Raw genomic sequence first — 16871 nt, 5'->3', positions numbered from 1 at the left:
ATGAAAAAGTCAAATATATTATTGTTTAGCGCCCTTGCCATTCTTTGGTTGGTCTGCTTAGTCATAAAGCCATTGCAAGGTATTGTATTTGCAGACCCCCTTAGCCGTGAACCCCGCGATTTGGTCTCTGCATTTGTCAAAAATTTTGATCAGACCGATAAAATAGAGAAAGTATCCTTAGATGGCATTAAGCACATAAAAATTATCGGTTTTGACAAAAACACTTTCTTATCCGTTGGATATGCAGATACAACCTTAATTTCCGCAAAGCTAAGTAATCAAGTAATCAACTTTGTTCATAAAAAAATCGGCGACACATTACAAGTTACTCCAACCAAGAAGTTATTTTCAAGTGTTGAACTCACCTTAAATCCTGATCAAGCCTACAGTATAACCTTAGAAAATTTTAATGGATCTATTGAAATAATCCCAACAGATAGTATCGCCAAAGGCCTCAATAAAATTGCGGTTCTCAAGAACAGTACCATAAGAATTCGCAATTATTCTCGAGAAAGCCAAAATTTCAGCAATCCATTTAGTATGCAAATAGCAGGAAAATCAAAGGTAAATGTTGACAACATCAGCTTCAGTAAGCTTGATGTGAAATTGAACGATGGCATGCTGGAGGTTTTAAACAATAACCATATTGACTCCCTAAACGCCGAACTCCAAGGGCTCAGCAATATTATCGTTGGAAATTACCCAGAAGATAAACGTGTAAAATCCTTGGCACTTTCAGGCAATTTGGATTATTACAATTCGAAAAAACCAAAATAAGAAAGGAGAAACTATGTTTTTCAATATCCTGTTCAAGTTTATCAGCATGCTCTTGATCGCAATAAATCCATTTCTCCAATCATTGATCCATGTTGATCAAGAGAAAGTCTCTGACAAAGACAATGAAAAAAACACATTTTCTGTCCATCAAAAAATGGAAACTCCAATGGAATGGCATGATTCCTTGCAGTTAATCAATAAATAAGAAAAGGGCAGAAAATTATCTGCCCTTTCATTTTCAGCTATTCGCCAAATATTGTTATTCCGGATTGTCTGCCGTCGATTCTCTTGCCAACGGCACATCATCAGGAGCATTTCCTAAGTATTTATCCAGTTCAAAAAGAGACTCGTCCGTTGCGCGATCACCACCAGCGATCTTCAATTTATCAATCAAGGACATTGCTAATTTCTCTTCTTCGGTCTGTTCTTTAACAAACCACTGTGCAAAGTTCCAAGTCGCCCAATCCTTTTCCTCCATCGATTGGTTTACCAATCCATAGATGGCATTTGTATTATCCACCTCATGCTGAAAAACCATATTAAAACATTCAGACATGGATTTAGGCAGCTTCGTATGCTCGGCAACCGCCTCAACTTTTGGTGTCCCTCCTCTTTCAAGAATATACATCATGATCTTGATCATGTGGTTTCTTTCTTCCTGAGCATGGCGAAACAAGAAATTCGCAACACCGCCATAACCTTTCGTATCTGCCCAACAACCCAAAGCCAAATAAATCTGAGATGCTTGGTTTTCTTTTGTCATTTGTTTAATCAACGATGCTTCCATCGCTTTTGAAAGTCTATTGGTATCCATAATAATTCCTTTTTATCTTTTAACACTTCATATCCCACTTTGTTTACCTTTTCTCCCTTTACTTTTACACATATACATTGTAAATTTGAGAAAGGCTATTAATAAACAAAACCCTACTCTACTTGTTCTTTTTTTAAATTAATATTCAATATGGCGTTTGTAGACTATTACAGTGTATTAGGATTGGATAAATCCGCAAGTCAAGATGACATCAAAAAAGCTTACCGGAAGCTGGCTCGAAAGTTCCATCCTGACTTAAATCCAAATGACGAAAGTGCAAAGAAAAGATTCCAGGAAATAAACGAGGCCAACGAAGTACTGACCGATCCAGAGAAAAGGAAAAAATACGACCAATATGGTGAAAACTGGAAACATGGTGAGGAATACGAAAAAGCCCAACAGGAGTATGCCCGTTCCAGAGGCTCTCGTGGCAGTTCAGCAGGAGCTGGCCAAAATCCTTTTGAAGGATTTGACTTCAATAATTACAATGGAAATTACGACACTGGCGAATATTCTGATTTCTTCGAAGACCTATTTGGCTCTAGATTTGGCGGTGGAAGATCTTCTGGAAAACGAGGAAGCTACCGTGGACAGGACTATGAAACCACAGTTGATCTAACCCTGCTCCAAGCCTCTCAAACCCATAAGCAAACCTTTACGGTCAACGGCAAGAACATCCGTATCACAGTGCCTGCTGGAGTTGAAGACGGACAGAAGATCAAACTAAAAGGCCAAGGTGGCGATGGCGTCAATGGCGGCCCTAAAGGCGACCTGTACATCACTTTTTCCATCAGACCTGATTCGAAGTTCGTACGGAAGGGAAACGACCTCTATACCAATATTGAAATCGACCTGCCAACCGCCCTATTAGGTGGCGAGACTATAGTCGATACCTTAACCGGAAAAATCAACGTTAAGATTAAAGCAGGAACCCAAAACGGCGGAAAGATCCGACTCAAAGGAAAAGGATTCCCTGTGTATAAAAAAGATGGGGACTTTGGCGACCTATATGCAGAAATCCAGGTGAAGTTACCAACTGACCTATCCGAGGATCAAAAGAAAATAGTAGAACAATTAGCGGATTCATTAAAGAAATAAGACATGGAAAAGACATTATTTAGAGTAATCGACATCTGCAAAACCAATAATATTGAACGCACCTTTATCCAGGAACTGCATAATAACGGACTTATTGAGATTATCATCCAAGAAGAACAGGAGTTTCTGGAAGAAGAACAGGTGCTGCACGTTGAACGTTTCTCTACCTGGCATTATGAACTCGAACTCAATGTTCAAGGCATAGAGGTAGTCAATAACCTGATCGATAAAATTGAAGAACTGCAACGTGAATTGCGACTTTTAAAACTAGAAAAGTAAGGGACTTTTTAAGGATAATTTAGGCATCTCTATCAATTTTTGATAAATTCGCCTCAATTAACTGAAACCATCATGGAAAAAATCTATCAAGGAAAAACAAAAGACGTTTATAGTCTGGGTGATAACCAAATCCTATTGCAGTTCAAAGACGATGTGACCGGTGAAAACGGCGTTTTTGATCCTGGAGCAAATACAGTGGGATTAACGATCGAAGGTGCCGGAAGATCTGGCCTTAAAATGACCACTTATTTCTTCGAAGTCCTGAATAAATTAGGAGTGCCTACCCACTTTATTTCATCAGACATCGAGAAAGTACAGATGATCGTCAAGGATGCTAAAGTATTTGGTAAAGGTTTGGAGGTTATCTGCCGATATAGAGCCGTTGGTTCCTTTCTTAGAAGATATGCGGCTTACTGCGAAGAAGGCCAAGCGTTGGAAAGCTTTGTCGAAGTAACCATAAAAGACGATGAACGCGGCGATCCTGTTATTTCCGAAGATGCCTTAGCTATGTTGGGCTTGTTGAGCCATCAACAATATCAAGAATTAAAAGACTTGACCAAAAAAATCTGTGGCATCGTTAAAGATGAACTTGCAAAAAAAGGTCTTGAACTATACGATATCAAATTAGAATTCGGTCATGATAAAACCAACAATCAGATTATCCTGATCGACGAAATTTCCGGAGGAAACATGAGAGTTTACAAGGATGGCAAATATGTCGCTCCATTGGAACTTGAAAAGTTGTTTCTTTCCTAAAAAACAAAGGTCCTTCTTCCCAGAAGGACCTTTCTAATCTAATTAAAACACTTTAAAGCCACTTTTATCCAATATCACACCCTGCTCGTCATAATATTCCAGCACATACTCATTCGGGCATAATTTCAATTGAATCTCTTTTACATCATTCTTTTTGATCAGTTTGAAAAAAGAAATGGTCTTATTTGGACCGTAGATGTCAAATAATTTTAAATAGATCGTTTCCCGATCCTTTAGTAAATCCGCATCGGGATGTATCGTCCAATTTTCCTTTCTCCATCCTCACAATCAAATATCTGCCAAGTCGTTTTATAATCTTTTTGCTCAAACAGTTCCAAGGCATTGATTTTCGCCAAGTATTCAAACTTATCCAACGGCTTATCCTTAGGGCTGCCTTCCACTTCTAATGCATAAAACAACAGGCTCAACCCTTCTTTTTCCGCATATGGAATATAGACATGCTTAATGTCCATCCCTTCTGAGGAATAATCCTTTTCATAATAGGGAGCCTTATAATATTCTTTCCTGACAAAATCTGCCCTATCAAACCTTTTCTTTTTATGTTTGATGGCAATCATATTATACAGAGGATTTGTTTCTGGGACAACCGAAAACAAGACCTTATCTCCCTTTTTCCCTAAGCCAGCCATTTTCATCATTCTTCGATCAAGGGGATAAAAGCTATCTTTCCTCAGCCCCGTATTTCCCGTATCACTTGGTTGAAAAGCACGATAGAGCCATACATTTACTTTTTCTTTCTCATTGAAATACTTATCAACCTCAGCCGTGAAATAGCCAGTCTTCGTAAATTCCTGTGTTTTGCATGAAAAAAGTACAAGCAAAAGAATCCCCAGTAGGAACTTGATGAAAGCCCTAAAAATCAACGCCATAAAAATTAAATGGAAATCTGTTATTAAGTTATTTATAGAATACTTAGAAGGATTTTTTTTACATTTGAGAAAGATCCATCCTAATTGGTAGAGTATATTTTACTGGTACTGGTTTACCATTCACTATACCCGGCTTCCAATCCTTAGCAGATTTTATAGCCAAAACTCCTGCCTGCCCTGTTCCATAACTCAAGTCTTTAATTAGTTTTATATCACCAATTTTTCCTTCTTTATCAATAACAAAGCTTAATTCAATTGTTCCTCTTATACCTGCATCAATGGCGGCTTGTGGAAATTGATATGCCTCCAGAACGTCTTTTCTAAATTGATCGATCCCTCCTGGATAGGTAGGCTTAATCTCTACCTTTTTATAATCAAAAATCTCATTTTCGGTTTGCTGTCCAGAGGCCGAAGGTAAAGATCCTCTAGCTTTCTCAAACTTTTTTGGAGATCCTTCAATGTTATTGGAAACCTTTGGTTCTTCTTCAATAATTACAGTGCTATCGCCCGAGGCTTCAGTAGTTGGACTCTCTGCAATTACAGCTTCACTTTCAGTTTTTTCCTTATTTGGCGATTTGCAATTAATCACCAATCCCAAAATCAGCACTGCTAACGGCAATATAGAAAGGTAAAACAGTCTATTTCTCGTATTAGATTTATCTTTAAAAATCATATTAATTCTTTCCTTTAAAAGTGATTTATTGGAAAACTCATGACTCAATTGATTCGGATGGACATTCATCGCATAAGCAACCAACAGTTCCGCATAAGCAACCTTATTTCCTGAAAATTGCTCGTCCACGATAAACTCATGCTGATACTTAAGCTCTTCCCTTATCCAGATTAAACTTGGATTGAACCAGTTAAAAACCCTGATTATCTCCATAAACATAATATCATAACTATGCCCTTGTTTTACATGAATGTATTCATGCTCCTGAATCATTTTGCTATCCTCATTCTTTACATTCAGTTTAACGATGTTAAAAAACGAATAGCTCCCATGTATATTTCTAACAGACCATCTGTCCACAAGCAAATGCAAGACCCTGTACAACAAAAGACCTGAGGCAATCAGCACGCCAAGCCAGTAGCCCAGCAGCATCCAATTGGCAGAAAACCAGCTCGGTTGTTGAGCCATCGTTTCAATTGCAGCAGGATTTACCTGTGCAGCCTTAGGAGTCAAATCCAATACTGGAAGTGTAATCTGGATTATTTCAGGGACTTGCAACTCAACAAAGAGAAACAAAGGCAATAGATAGGCCATTAGGACACTGCCCAATAAATACCAACGGTTTAAATTAAAGAAAGTCAGCTTCCTCAATCCATATCGATAAATAAGGAAGAACAGTGCTAAAGACAGATTTGATATCAGGAGATAGGTCATAGCTTCAATTTTATTTCTTATGCTTCTGAATAAGTTTCATGATTTCATCCAAATCCTGCACATCCAGCTTTTTCTCTTCCAAGAAGAAAGAAAGCATTGAACTCGCAGAATTCTCAAAATAACCTTGTAAGAGTTTTCCGGTTATTAATTTCTTATACTCTTCTTTTTCAATCTTTGGAAAATAGCGATGGCTCTTCCCAAAAGACTCATGATCCACAAAACCCTTGGTCTCGAGAATCCGTACAATGGTTGATACTGTATTATAAGCTGGCTTCGGTTCAGGCAAAATTTCAATGATATCCTTCACAAATCCACCCCCTATTTCCCATAGACTGTGCATGATTTGCTCCTCCGCCTTTGTTAGTTCTTTTAACTCGTTCATTATTCTGTGAAAATTTAAAAAGACAATATTGCCTATAATCGATTATAAAACTAATGTATAACTAAATTTTTAGTTATACAACTAAATTGTTAGTTATATGGTAAAATATACATCTATTAATCTGTATATCAATAGGTTTATTTTTAAGAGAGATTTGTTATTAAGGAAAAATGTATCAGGAAATTTGAACCAGGATGAATGGGATTGGGTTCGACTCCGCTCACCCACTTGACGGACCAAGATCAAACCGACAGCTAAAGAGGGATTCAGAGTGAAACGAAGAATCTATTTTTTATTTTTTAAGGATTGATTTCATTCCTTAATCGTAAGATGAGGAAACTATTTTCTTTCTTCAGAAAGATTTATTGAAAAATATTTCACCCCCGCTAGGGGTTGTCCATTCCAAACATCCAAATTCTATAAATATTCCACCCACGCTGTGGGTTTGAGTTGTAGAAATTGCACGCATGAAAATTTGAAAATAGAGGTATTTCTTTAATCAGAAAATTATATTAATTCTTGTTTGTATGGGGCGGGCGTATTCGATACGCCCCTACAGTATCGAGGGCTTTCCAGCGACATTTGACCATAATCATGGTCTATCCTCGAATCTTTTAAATCCTGGTATAAAACCAGATCTTGGTCTATCCTCCCATCCCGTACCCTCAGCGGCGCCGAAGGGAATCCTGGTTCAAAACCAAATCTTGTACCATCCTCTTATCCTTCAAACCTCCATTGTCGGTCAGCTTTTTTCGAAGCTTGTTTTTTCTTGCGGTCCAATCGATTCAAAATCACAGATTTTGGGGTCCTTGTTGGCAGACGTTTGGCATCTACCTTCAATGCATCGGTTAATACATTAAAAAAACGCTCGATCACCAATTCCTTATTCTTCAACTGGCTTCGGTCAATACTGGAATCCAATTGCAACAGGCCTTCCTTGGAAATCCTATTCGCCAATCGCTCCTTGATCAAAGCCTTCTGATCCTCGTCAAAAACCGATGAATTCTCCACATCCCAATTCAACATCACCTTCGACGATACCTTATTGACGTTCTGTCCCCCCTTACCTCCGGAACGCGAAGTTTTAAAACTCAATTCCTGTATTAACTGTTCTTTATTTACATGCATTTGTAATAAAATTACAATTTTTCCCTTTCCGTGAAAAATTTTACAAGACTTATATAGAGACATTATTATCTTTAAGAAACGAAAAACAGTAATATGAAGATAGGCATTGTATGTTATCCAACCTTTGGGGGAAGTGGTGTAGTCGCAACCGAACTGGGTAAAGCATTAGCAAACAACGGACATCAGGTACATTTTATCACTTATAGCCAACCTGCAAGATTAGATTTTTTCTCCGAGAACTTATTCTATCATGAAGTAGCGATCAACCAATATCCACTATTTGATTTTCCTCCTTACGAAACAGCATTGGCCAGCAAATTGGTGGATGTCGTACGTTTCGAAGGGTTGGACCTTCTACATGTGCATTACGCAATCCCACATGCCTCTGTCGCTTTCTTAGCAAAACAAATTCTTGAAACTTACGGCATCAATATCCCTGTAGTGACCACACTGCATGGAACCGATATAACTTTGGTTGGTAAAGACAAAAGCTTTAGCCCAGTCGTTACCTTCTCCATCAATAAATCAGATGGGGTAACCACAGTTTCTGAAAATTTAAGAGAACAAACCTTAGATTATTTCGATATTACAAATGATATCAAGGTCATTCCAAACTTTATCGATCTACATAGATTCCATAATAAGAACCACGAACACTTCAAAAAAGCAATTGCCCCAAACCAAGAGCGCATCATCGTGCATACTTCCAATTTCAGGAAAGTTAAACGCGTTGAAGATGTAGTTCGCATATTCCATAAAGTAACCCAAAAAGTACCTAGCAAACTTTTAATGGTGGGTGATGGTCCAGAACGTAGAAATGCAGAAGAATTAGCAAGGGAATTGGATATTACTGATTGTATCCGTTTCTTAGGAAAACAGGATGCGATTGAAGAAATCCTTTCCATTGCCGACCTATTCTTGATGCCATCAGGTTCAGAGAGCTTCGGATTGGCAGCTTTGGAGGCCATGGCTTGTAAGGTTCCTGTGGTTTCCTCCAATACAGGTGGATTGCCAGAACTGAACAAAGAAGGTTTCAGTGGATTCTTGAGCGATGTAGGTGATATTGATGATATGGCGAAAAACTCCATCTATATCCTAGAGGACTGCCAACGTCTGAATGAATTTAAGGAGAATGCATTACAGCGAGCCAAGGACTTTGAGCTGAGCAAAATCGTCCCTATTTACGAGGAATTTTATTCACAGGTAATCGAAAAGGTAAAAAAAGGAAATAAATCTAATTAATCGCAAGCAAAAAGTCATATCTTTGGCTTTTGGAACTACTCCAAAAAGTCAAATATGAAATACAAACGCATCCTACTTAAACTTAGTGGCGAAGCTTTAATGGGCGAGCAAAGCTACGGTATCGACATTAATCGTGTTCAACAATACGCACAAGACATTCAGGAACTTCATAGCTTAGGCATGGAAATCGCCATCGTAATCGGTGGAGGAAACATCTATCGTGGCCTTAGCGCTGAAAAAGCTGGTATGGACCGTGTACAAGCAGATTACATGGGAATGTTGGCAACCGTAATCAATTCGATGGCATTACAAGATGCCTTAGAAAAAGAAGGCATGAAAACCCGCCTATTGACAGCGATCAAGATGGAACAGATCTGTGAACCATTTATTCGCAGACGTGCTGTACGTCACTTAGAAAAAGGTCGTATCGTAATCTTCGGTGCAGGTACAGGTAACCCATACTTCACCACAGATACTGCTGCTTCTCTACGTGCTATTGAAATCAATGCTGACGCCGTACTTAAAGGTACGCGTGTAGACGGTATCTATACTGCAGACCCTGAGAAGGATCCTACCGCGAAGAAATTCGACCATATTACCTTTACTGATGTCTATGAAAAAGGATTGAACGTAATGGATATGACCGCATTTACCCTTTGCCAAGAAAACAACCTACCTATTATCGTTTTCGACATGAACAAACCGGGCAACTTAATGAAACTTGCCAATGGCGAACATGTTGGAACAGTGGTTAGTTAATAAATAAAAGCAAATAATAATCAAGATATGAACGAATTAATTTCACTTCAACTGGACGACTGCAAAGATGGTATGACGAAAGCTGTAGCTCATACCGAATCTGAATTAACCAAGATTCGTGCAGGTAAAGCTAGTCCTGGTATGCTTGATGGAATTTATGTTGATTACTACGGCACGCCAACGCCTCTATCACAAGTCAGCAACATAAACACACCAGATGCAAGAACCATCGTTGTACAACCATGGGAAAAAAACCTTCTTTCTACTATCGAGAAGGCAATCATGGACTCTAACATCGGTTTGAACCCTCAAAACGACGGTTCAATCATCCGCCTTGCGGTTCCTCCACTTACTGAAGAACGTCGTCGTGATTTAGTGAAGAAAGTGAAAGAAGAAACAGAAAAAGGCCGTGTTGCTATCCGTAACATCCGTAAAGATTCTAACGAGCAAATCAAGAAATTGAAAAATGACGGTGCTTCTGAAGATGAAATCAAGGTAGGTGAAGCTGAAGTCCAAAAATTGACCGATACCTATATCGCAAAAGTTGACCAGTTAGCTGAGTTGAAAGAAAAAGATATCATGACGATCTAAGTCGATCTTTTAAAAGAATATTCTTAAAAGGATTCTTAAATTAAGAATCCTTTTTTTATTAAAAATTTACCTATATTCATTTAATAAAAACATTCTGCATGACACAATCAAGAAGAAATTTCCTCAAGCTTGCGAGCATGGGATTAGTTGGTGGTCTTGTTGCTCCTCATTTGATTTCTTGTGATAGCTTGAACAAAAAATCAGGCTCTCCACTTAAAAACATCGGTTTACAGTTATTCACTCTTCGCGAACTACTCGCCCAAAACCCTCAAGAAGTATTAAAATCAGTTGCTAAGGTCGGCTATACCCATGTCGAAACTTACGGTGCTGATCCGCACAATAGTACATTCTGGGGAATTTCGGTTGACGAACTCAAAAAGATGCTGAACGACAATAACCTGAAAACCCACAGTGGTCACTACGATCTAGGTAAATACCTAGATAAGGATAGTACTGACAAAGAAAACATTGAGAAATACATCGAAATCGCGCATAACCTAGGCCAGGAATATATCATTGCTCCTGTCCCGCCTATGCACAAGTTGAATAAACTTGATCAATCTGACTATCAGTACATGGCCGAACAGCTGAACAAAGCCGGCGAAATGTCCAAAAAAGCAGGCATCAAAATGGGCTACCACAACCACTTCTGGGAATTCAAGGAATTCGGAAATGGAACCAATGGCCTGGATGTCCTCCTGGCATTTACAGAAAAGGACCTCGTGGATTTTGAATTGGATATGTACTGGATCACCAAAGCTGGTGTTACCCCACAATCTTATTTCTCTAAACACCCAGGTCGCTTCCCATTATGGCACATCAAGGACATGGATAGAGCGTTCTCCACGCCTTTAGAGATCAACAAAATTGATCCTAAAACAGGTAAGAGAGATTCTTTGGACTTGATGGAAACCATGAAAAGCATCAAATATGCCGAGGTGGGATCCGGTAGCATCGACTTTATTTCACTTTCACAGTTCGCCAATGAAAGTGGATTGAAATATGCTTTCGTAGAACAGGATGATATCTATTCACCTGATAAATACGCTAGCATCAAGAAGAGCTACGATTATGTTCAAAAGACATTCAAATAACAAGAAAAGGGCGGAAATAAATTCCGCCCTTTCTATTTCTTTTCAAAAGAAGACTAAAACACCAAGCGTTCTACCTCTTCCGCATTTTCTTCTACTTTTTCCTTCAATTCTTTCTTGAAATCCAAAATTCTGGCTGCCAACTGCTCATCACTGGTCGCCAAGATCTGAGCGGCAAGAATACCAGCGTTTTTTGCTGCATTTAAAGCCACTGTAGCCACTGGAATACCATTCGGCATCTGCAAGATAGATAGCACCGAATCCCAGCCGTCAATCGAGTTAGATGACTTAACCGGAACGCCGATTACAGGCAAATGGGTAATGGAAGCAACCATGCCCGGTAAATGCGCAGCTCCACCTGCTCCAGCAATGATAACCTTTAATCCACGACCTGCTGCTTGTTCAGCAAAATCAAACATACGTTTTGGAGTACGGTGCGCCGAGACGATGCTCACTTCATACGATACCCCTAAATATTTTAAAACCTCAATGGCATCCTGCATCACTGGCAAGTCTGACTTGCTGCCCATGATTACAGCTACTTTTGCGTTTTCCATTATTATCTGAATAAAAAATTATGCAATTACTTTGATCAATTCCTGAACTTTTCTCGCGTTTTCGATAGCGATTGCGCGATCCTGATTCACAATCGTCACATGTCCCATCTTGCGGAAAGGTTTTGTATATTTTTTACCGTACAAATGTACATATACCCCTTCAATGCCCAAAGCCTCCTCGATACCTTCGTACCTTGCCAGCCCTTCATAACCTGGCTCACCCAATAGATTGACCATAATGGCATTTGCTCTAGAAGCAGTATTTCCCAATGGTAAATTAAAGATAGCCCTTAAATGCTGTCCAAATTGGGAAGTATAGTTGCCTTCAATAGTTTGGTGACCAGAATTATGCGGTCTTGGCGCCAATTCATTAACCAGAATATCTCCATCGGCCGTCAAGAACATCTCCACTGCCAATACCCCAACGATCTGTAGGTCATTCGCGATTTTCATCGCAATGCTTTCCGCTTTCATCTGTATATCGAAAGAATAGGTTGAAGGCGAAATTAGGAACTCTACCAAGTTGACCTGAGGATTGAATTCCATTTCTACCATTGGAAAAGTCATCATCTCTCCCTTATCATTGCGGGCTACCATCACAGCGATTTCCTTTTCAAAAGGAACCAACTCCTCTACAATACTCGGCGCATCAAATGCCGTCTCAAAATCAGCTTGAGTGCTAATTTTCTTCACGCCTTTTCCATCATAACCGTCTTTACGCAATTTTTGGATATAGGGCAATGCAATCTGGCAATTTGCCAAACCTTCTTTATTGGAAATAAATTGGAATGCCGATGTCGGGATATCATTTTGCTTAAAGAATTGCTTCTGCAAACCTTTATCCTGAATCAACCTGATCACTCTAGACTGCGGATAAACCATAACGCCTTCTTCTTCCAATGCTTCTAGCGCATCCACATTCACCTTCTCAATCTCAATCGTTACCATATCCAAATCCTTACCGAAATTGTATACGGTATCAAAATCAGCAAGCGAACCTACCTCAAATTGATTGCACAATTTCTTGCAAGGAGCATTTGGATCCGGGTCCAAAACATGAATGTTAACATTAAAGTTTATTGCTTCTTGGATAAGCATGCGACCTAACTGGCCTCCGCCTAAAATTCCAAGGCGCAAGTCACCATAAAAATCTTTTGCCATAAATTATTTTATTGCTCTACTTCCACCGGGAAAATATCCCCTTTCAGCAAAGACTGTTGTTCTATTTTTTTCTGTAATTCTAAAAATGCACCGATAAGTGCTTCAGGTCTTGGAGGACAACCTTGCACATATACATCCACAGGAATGATTTTATCAACTCCTTTGACCACATGGTAGCCATGCTGCCAATAAGGACCGCCACAATTGGAACATGAACCCATCGAGATAACATATTTCGGATCAGGCATCTGCTCATAGAGCTTCTTGATTCGATCTGCCATCTTAAAGGTCACCGTTCCAGCAATGATCATTACATCAGATTGCCTAGGCGAAGGCCTTGGGAATACCCCTAACCTATCCAAATCATAAGTCGCCGCCATTGCGCCCATCATTTCAATGGCACAGCAAGCAATACCAAAACTGATCGGCCACATCGAGGATAACCTAGCCCAATTTAAGAGGTCATCCATCTTTGCGATGATTACCCCATTATTTTGTTGCAATTGTTGGTCTAAACTCATGATTCTGAACTTGGTTTCTTAAACTTAGGCTTGAATCCCATTTTTACTGGAGAGGCTGCTTTCTCTGCCAAGACTTCCTCAATCTCCTGTTCCTTATAATCCTTTACCACATAATTCTGTGCATTCAATTGCTCATAAGCAGAAGCCGGAATGCCCACCGCAACGGTAGGTTTCACATGCCTAGGCTTGATCCAACTGATATCACCACTTTTCCAAACATAGAGCAAGCCTACGATTAGAACAGCTAAGAAAATTGCCATTTCAACCAAAGTAAACCAGCCCCATCTCGGATCAATGGCATTGAGTTCAGCATTCCCGAACACCGTGGCCCATGGAAAAATAAAGATTAGTTCCACATCAAACAGCAGGAATACTAATGCAATCACATAAAATCGCGGATTAAACTGTACCCAAGAAGTCCCTGTGGTTTCCTCACCACACTCATAAGTACTTAATTTAATAGGATTAGGATTTTTCGGCGACAAGATTCGAGCTAGGAACATGGTGGCACAAACCAATACGATACCAATGATAGCCATTAAGAGTATCTTACCATATTCCGATATCTGCCCGGGGTCGTCCATGTTGCAAAATTAACAATTAATTCAATTCGTTTTATAGGATTTTAGCTTTCTTGGCTAATCAATGTACACTAATTTACAAAATAGCCCCCCATTATTCAAAATATCGATCCTTTTCTTTTGAACCAGGATGGCAAGGATGAGAGGATGGACCAAGATTTTGATTTGAACCAAGATGCTAAGGATTAGAGGATGGGCCAAGAACGGGGAATGAACCAGGATGTGGCTCGGCTCCGCTCGCCAACCGGGATAGGAGGACGGGCCAAGATTATTGGCGGAATGCCTATCACCTATATATTTATTTTTCCATTTCCCTTGTCTTCCTGACGCAGGAAGGATCCCGGAACTATTCAATCCATATTGGTATTGGCGAACAGGTCTTCATTGGTCTTGGCGAACAGGTCATCCATCTTCGATGGATGATGACAAGATCGTTACGGGGCATTTACGTACAGATTCTTCACTAATCGTTCAGAATTGGAATTGCGTTTGGGAAGGATTCAGAGCGCAGCGAAAAATCTATTTTTGTTTTTTTAGGAAGATTTTGTCATCGAAATCGTAAGATGAGAAAACTATTTCAAAGAAAGGATAGTTCCGAGACCCTTCGGCGGTGCCCTCAGGGTGACACGAAAAGGGAATAGAAAAATGTGTCACCCACGATGGGGCAGTTCATCGCAAAAAATAAGTTTTTCCCGGTGTCATTCTGACGAAGGAAGAATCTCGGGAAAATGCAAACATCCAAAAATAAAAAAATCATTTTTTGAACTGCCGTACAGTTCCTTAACCTTCGGTTAAGGATGACATTATTTACAGGAGAATAATTGTACAGATGCTTCACTAATCGTTCAGAATTGGAAGTCTCCTGAGAGAGATCAGAGCGTAGCGAAGAATCTATTTTTGTTTTTTTTAGGAAGATTTTGTCATTTCGAAATCGTAAGATGAGAAAACCATTTCAAATGATTGTGGAACATTCCGAGACCCTTCGGGCAGGCCCTCAGGGTGACAAGAAAAGGGTATAGAAAAATATTTCACCCACGCTGTGGATTCTCCATGAAGAACCCCTTGGATCTACAAAGATGTCACCCCTTCCAGGGGTTCACAATTTAAACAAACATCAATCCTCAATCCCACTCCCACTTTTCCCCACAAAAAAAAGAGGTTGCAAAACAATCTGCAACCTCTTTCTATATCTTTTATTGAGCCTAGAATGGTTTTCCAGGCATCTTTGGCATATTGCGCATCATCTTAGCAGCCATACCAGGATTAGACATCTGTTTCATTACTTTACGCATATCCGAGAACTGCTTCATCAGTTTGTTTACCTCATCAAGGCTCGTTCCAGATCCTTTCGCAATTCTGTTTCTTCTCTTAGGATCGATTGCATCAGGATTCTCACGTTCAAATGGAGTCATGGAATCAATAATGGCTTCAATCGGTTTGAATGCATCATCATCGATCTCAACATCCTTGATCGCTTTACCTACCCCCGGAATCATTCCCATCAAATCCTTCATATTACCCATTTTCTTGATCTGTTGGATCTGGGATTTGAAGTCGTTGAAATCAAATTTATTTTTACGGATTTTCTTTTGAAGTTCCGCTGCTTGTTTCTCGTCAAATTGTTGTTGAGCACGCTCTACCAAGGAAACCACGTCACCCATACCTAAGATACGGGAAGCCATACGATCAGGGTGGAAAACATCCAATGCTTCCATTTTCTCGCCGGTACCGATAAACTTGATCGGTTTGTTTACCACAGATTTAATGGAAAGAGCAGCACCACCACGGGTATCACCATCTAATTTGGTCAATACCACACCGGTGAAGTCTAAACGGTCGTTGAAAGCTTTCGCTGTATTCACCGCATCTTGACCCGTCATGGAATCCACAACGAACAAGATCTCATGTGGCTGAGTTGCATCCTTAACTGCGGTGATCTCTTTCATCAAAGCTTCATCAATCGCCAAACGACCTGCAGTATCGATGATAACCACATTTTGACCATTGCGTTTCGCTTCTTCAACACCGGCAACAGCGATTCCGATTGGATCTGTTGATTCACGATCAACATAAACTGGAACCCCAACTTGTTGTCCCAATACCTCCAATTGATCGATCGCCGCAGGACGATAAACGTCACCCGCAACCAATAAAGGTTTTTTGCCCTTAGATGCTTTTAGGAAGTTGGCAAGCTTACCAGAGAAGGTTGTTTTACCAGCACCGTTCAAACCGGCAATCAGGATAATAGTTGGGTTCTTCGTAATTTCAAGCTCGGTTACCGTACCGCCCATCAACTCCGTAAGCTCATCGTTCATGATCTTGGTCAACAACTGACCTGGAGAGATACTGGTCAATACATTCTCACCTAAAGCTTTTTGCTTTACGTCATCGGTAAACGTTTTGGCAGTCTTGTAATTCACATCGGCATCCAATAATGCCTTGCGAATTTCTTTCATGGTCTCCGCAACGTTGATCTCTGTAATATTCCCTTGCCCCTTTAATACCTTAAAGGCCCTGTCTAATTTATCCTGTAGATTTGAAAACATCTTTTAACTTTCTAAAAATCAATACTTTGTTCCGTTAACAGTTTTAAACTGAAAACTTGAGGCATAAACCTGATTTGACTTAATCCTACAAATATAGCTTTTTGCTTTTTTAATTTAAGATTTTGCCTTCAATATCCCTTATTTTTCAAGTAAAAAGAGAATAAGAATACCTAAGCACAGGATGCATCTTCCGTACCCCAAGCTCTCCCTAACGACACCGCTCCATCGGAATAATAATCTTGGTCTAACTGGTGACTGATCTTGGCCCATCCTCGAATCCTCGTTGGGTGAGCGCAGTCGAATCCAATCCT

General features: G+C 39.8%; 18 protein-coding genes and 1 pseudogene. 9 read left to right on the top strand and 10 right to left on the bottom strand.

Annotation, left to right across the window (positions count from 1 at the left end; genetic code table 11):
* The gene (locus CKW03_RS03405) at positions 1–777 is read left to right on the top strand and encodes a hypothetical protein (protein WP_093100736.1); all 777 of its coding nucleotides are present in this window, start codon (positions 1–3) and stop codon (positions 775–777) included.
* Positions 778–790: 13 nt separating this feature from the next.
* A complete protein-coding gene (locus CKW03_RS03400; protein ID WP_093100738.1) occupies positions 791–982 on the top strand; it encodes a hypothetical protein in 192 nt (63 codons plus the stop codon).
* Positions 983–1036: 54 nt separating this feature from the next.
* On the opposite strand, the gene CKW03_RS03395 is transcribed toward CKW03_RS03400, so the two are convergent.
* A complete protein-coding gene (locus CKW03_RS03395) occupies positions 1037–1591 on the bottom strand; it encodes a ferritin (RefSeq protein WP_093100739.1) in 555 nt (184 codons plus the stop codon).
* A gap of 150 nt (positions 1592–1741) precedes the next feature.
* Here CKW03_RS03395 and CKW03_RS03390 point away from each other — a divergent pair, with 150 nt between their 5' ends.
* The 3 genes from CKW03_RS03390 (at position 1742) to CKW03_RS03380 (ending at position 3724) form a co-directional block, all read left to right on the top strand.
* Positions 1742–2689: a DnaJ C-terminal domain-containing protein gene (locus tag CKW03_RS03390; protein WP_093100741.1), complete on the top strand. Its 948-nt coding sequence runs from the start codon at positions 1742–1744 to the stop codon at positions 2687–2689.
* A gap of 3 nt (positions 2690–2692) precedes the next feature.
* The gene (locus CKW03_RS03385) at positions 2693–2968 is read left to right on the top strand and encodes a chaperone modulator CbpM (protein WP_093100743.1); all 276 of its coding nucleotides are present in this window, start codon (positions 2693–2695) and stop codon (positions 2966–2968) included.
* Between the two features lie 72 nt (positions 2969–3040).
* Positions 3041–3724, top strand: coding sequence for a phosphoribosylaminoimidazolesuccinocarboxamide synthase (locus tag CKW03_RS03380; RefSeq protein ID WP_093100744.1), 684 nt, complete (start codon positions 3041–3043; stop codon positions 3722–3724).
* Between the two features lie 233 nt (positions 3725–3957).
* On the opposite strand, the gene CKW03_RS03375 is transcribed toward CKW03_RS03380, so the two are convergent.
* The 4 genes and pseudogenes from CKW03_RS03375 to arfB all read right to left on the bottom strand — a co-directional run.
* Positions 3958–4614 carry a hypothetical protein gene (locus CKW03_RS03375; RefSeq protein ID WP_093100746.1) on the bottom strand — a complete coding sequence of 219 codons (657 nt, stop codon included), beginning with the start codon at positions 4612–4614 and terminating at the stop codon, positions 3958–3960.
* Positions 4615–4672: 58 nt separating this feature from the next.
* Positions 4673–5806: a M56 family metallopeptidase gene (locus CKW03_RS03370; protein ID WP_169918973.1), complete on the bottom strand. Its 1134-nt coding sequence runs from the start codon at positions 5804–5806 to the stop codon at positions 4673–4675.
* A gap of 205 nt (positions 5807–6011) precedes the next feature.
* Positions 6012–6383, bottom strand: coding sequence for a BlaI/MecI/CopY family transcriptional regulator (locus tag CKW03_RS03365; protein WP_093100749.1), 372 nt, complete (start codon positions 6381–6383; stop codon positions 6012–6014).
* A gap of 717 nt (positions 6384–7100) precedes the next feature.
* Positions 7101–7481, bottom strand: a pseudogene (arfB, locus tag CKW03_RS03360) (alternative ribosome rescue aminoacyl-tRNA hydrolase ArfB); the annotation flags it as partial.
* 123 nt (positions 7482–7604) lie between these two features.
* Here arfB and bshA point away from each other — a divergent pair.
* The 4 genes from bshA to CKW03_RS03340 all read left to right on the top strand — a co-directional run bounded on the left by bshA (position 7605) and on the right by CKW03_RS03340 (position 11197).
* A complete protein-coding gene (gene bshA, locus CKW03_RS03355) occupies positions 7605–8753 on the top strand; it encodes an N-acetyl-alpha-D-glucosaminyl L-malate synthase BshA (protein ID WP_093100752.1) in 1149 nt (382 codons plus the stop codon).
* Positions 8754–8807: 54 nt separating this feature from the next.
* Positions 8808–9512: a UMP kinase gene (gene pyrH / locus CKW03_RS03350; RefSeq protein WP_093100754.1), complete on the top strand. Its 705-nt coding sequence runs from the start codon at positions 8808–8810 to the stop codon at positions 9510–9512.
* Positions 9513–9539: 27 nt separating this feature from the next.
* Positions 9540–10103: a ribosome recycling factor gene (gene frr / locus CKW03_RS03345; protein WP_093100755.1), complete on the top strand. Its 564-nt coding sequence runs from the start codon at positions 9540–9542 to the stop codon at positions 10101–10103.
* Between the two features lie 98 nt (positions 10104–10201).
* Positions 10202–11197, top strand: a complete 996-nt coding sequence (locus CKW03_RS03340; protein WP_093100757.1) for a sugar phosphate isomerase/epimerase family protein — start codon at positions 10202–10204, stop codon at positions 11195–11197.
* A 53-nt stretch (positions 11198–11250) separates the two neighbouring features.
* Here CKW03_RS03340 and purE read toward each other — a convergent pair whose 3' ends face one another.
* The 5 genes from purE to ffh form a co-directional block, all read right to left on the bottom strand.
* Positions 11251–11751 (bottom strand): 5-(carboxyamino)imidazole ribonucleotide mutase, encoded by a 501-nt coding sequence (gene purE, locus CKW03_RS03335; RefSeq protein ID WP_093100759.1) that lies wholly within the window; start codon positions 11749–11751, stop codon positions 11251–11253.
* 18 nt (positions 11752–11769) lie between these two features.
* Positions 11770–12912: a 5-(carboxyamino)imidazole ribonucleotide synthase gene (locus tag CKW03_RS03330; protein WP_093100760.1), complete on the bottom strand. Its 1143-nt coding sequence runs from the start codon at positions 12910–12912 to the stop codon at positions 11770–11772.
* A gap of 8 nt (positions 12913–12920) precedes the next feature.
* Entirely contained in the window at positions 12921–13433 is a 513-nt protein-coding gene (locus CKW03_RS03325) for an NADH-quinone oxidoreductase subunit B (protein WP_093100762.1), read from the bottom strand.
* Complete coding sequence (locus tag CKW03_RS03320) at positions 13430–14017, bottom strand: NADH-quinone oxidoreductase subunit A (protein ID WP_093100763.1); 588 nt, start codon at positions 14015–14017, stop codon at positions 13430–13432. Before CKW03_RS03320 ends, CKW03_RS03325 begins: the two co-directional genes overlap by 4 nt.
* A gap of 1199 nt (positions 14018–15216) precedes the next feature.
* On the bottom strand, positions 15217–16560 hold the full coding sequence (gene ffh, locus CKW03_RS03310; protein ID WP_093100765.1) for a signal recognition particle protein: 1344 nt from the start codon (positions 16558–16560) through the stop codon (positions 15217–15219).
* Between the last annotated feature and the right edge of the window lie 311 nt (positions 16561–16871).

This window comes from Sphingobacterium mizutaii, assembly GCF_900187125.1.
Taxonomy (GTDB): Bacteria; Bacteroidota; Bacteroidia; order Sphingobacteriales; family Sphingobacteriaceae; genus Sphingobacterium; species Sphingobacterium mizutaii.
Note: the sequence above shows the minus strand (reverse complement) of the source record. Positions and strands in the feature narration are given on the sequence as shown.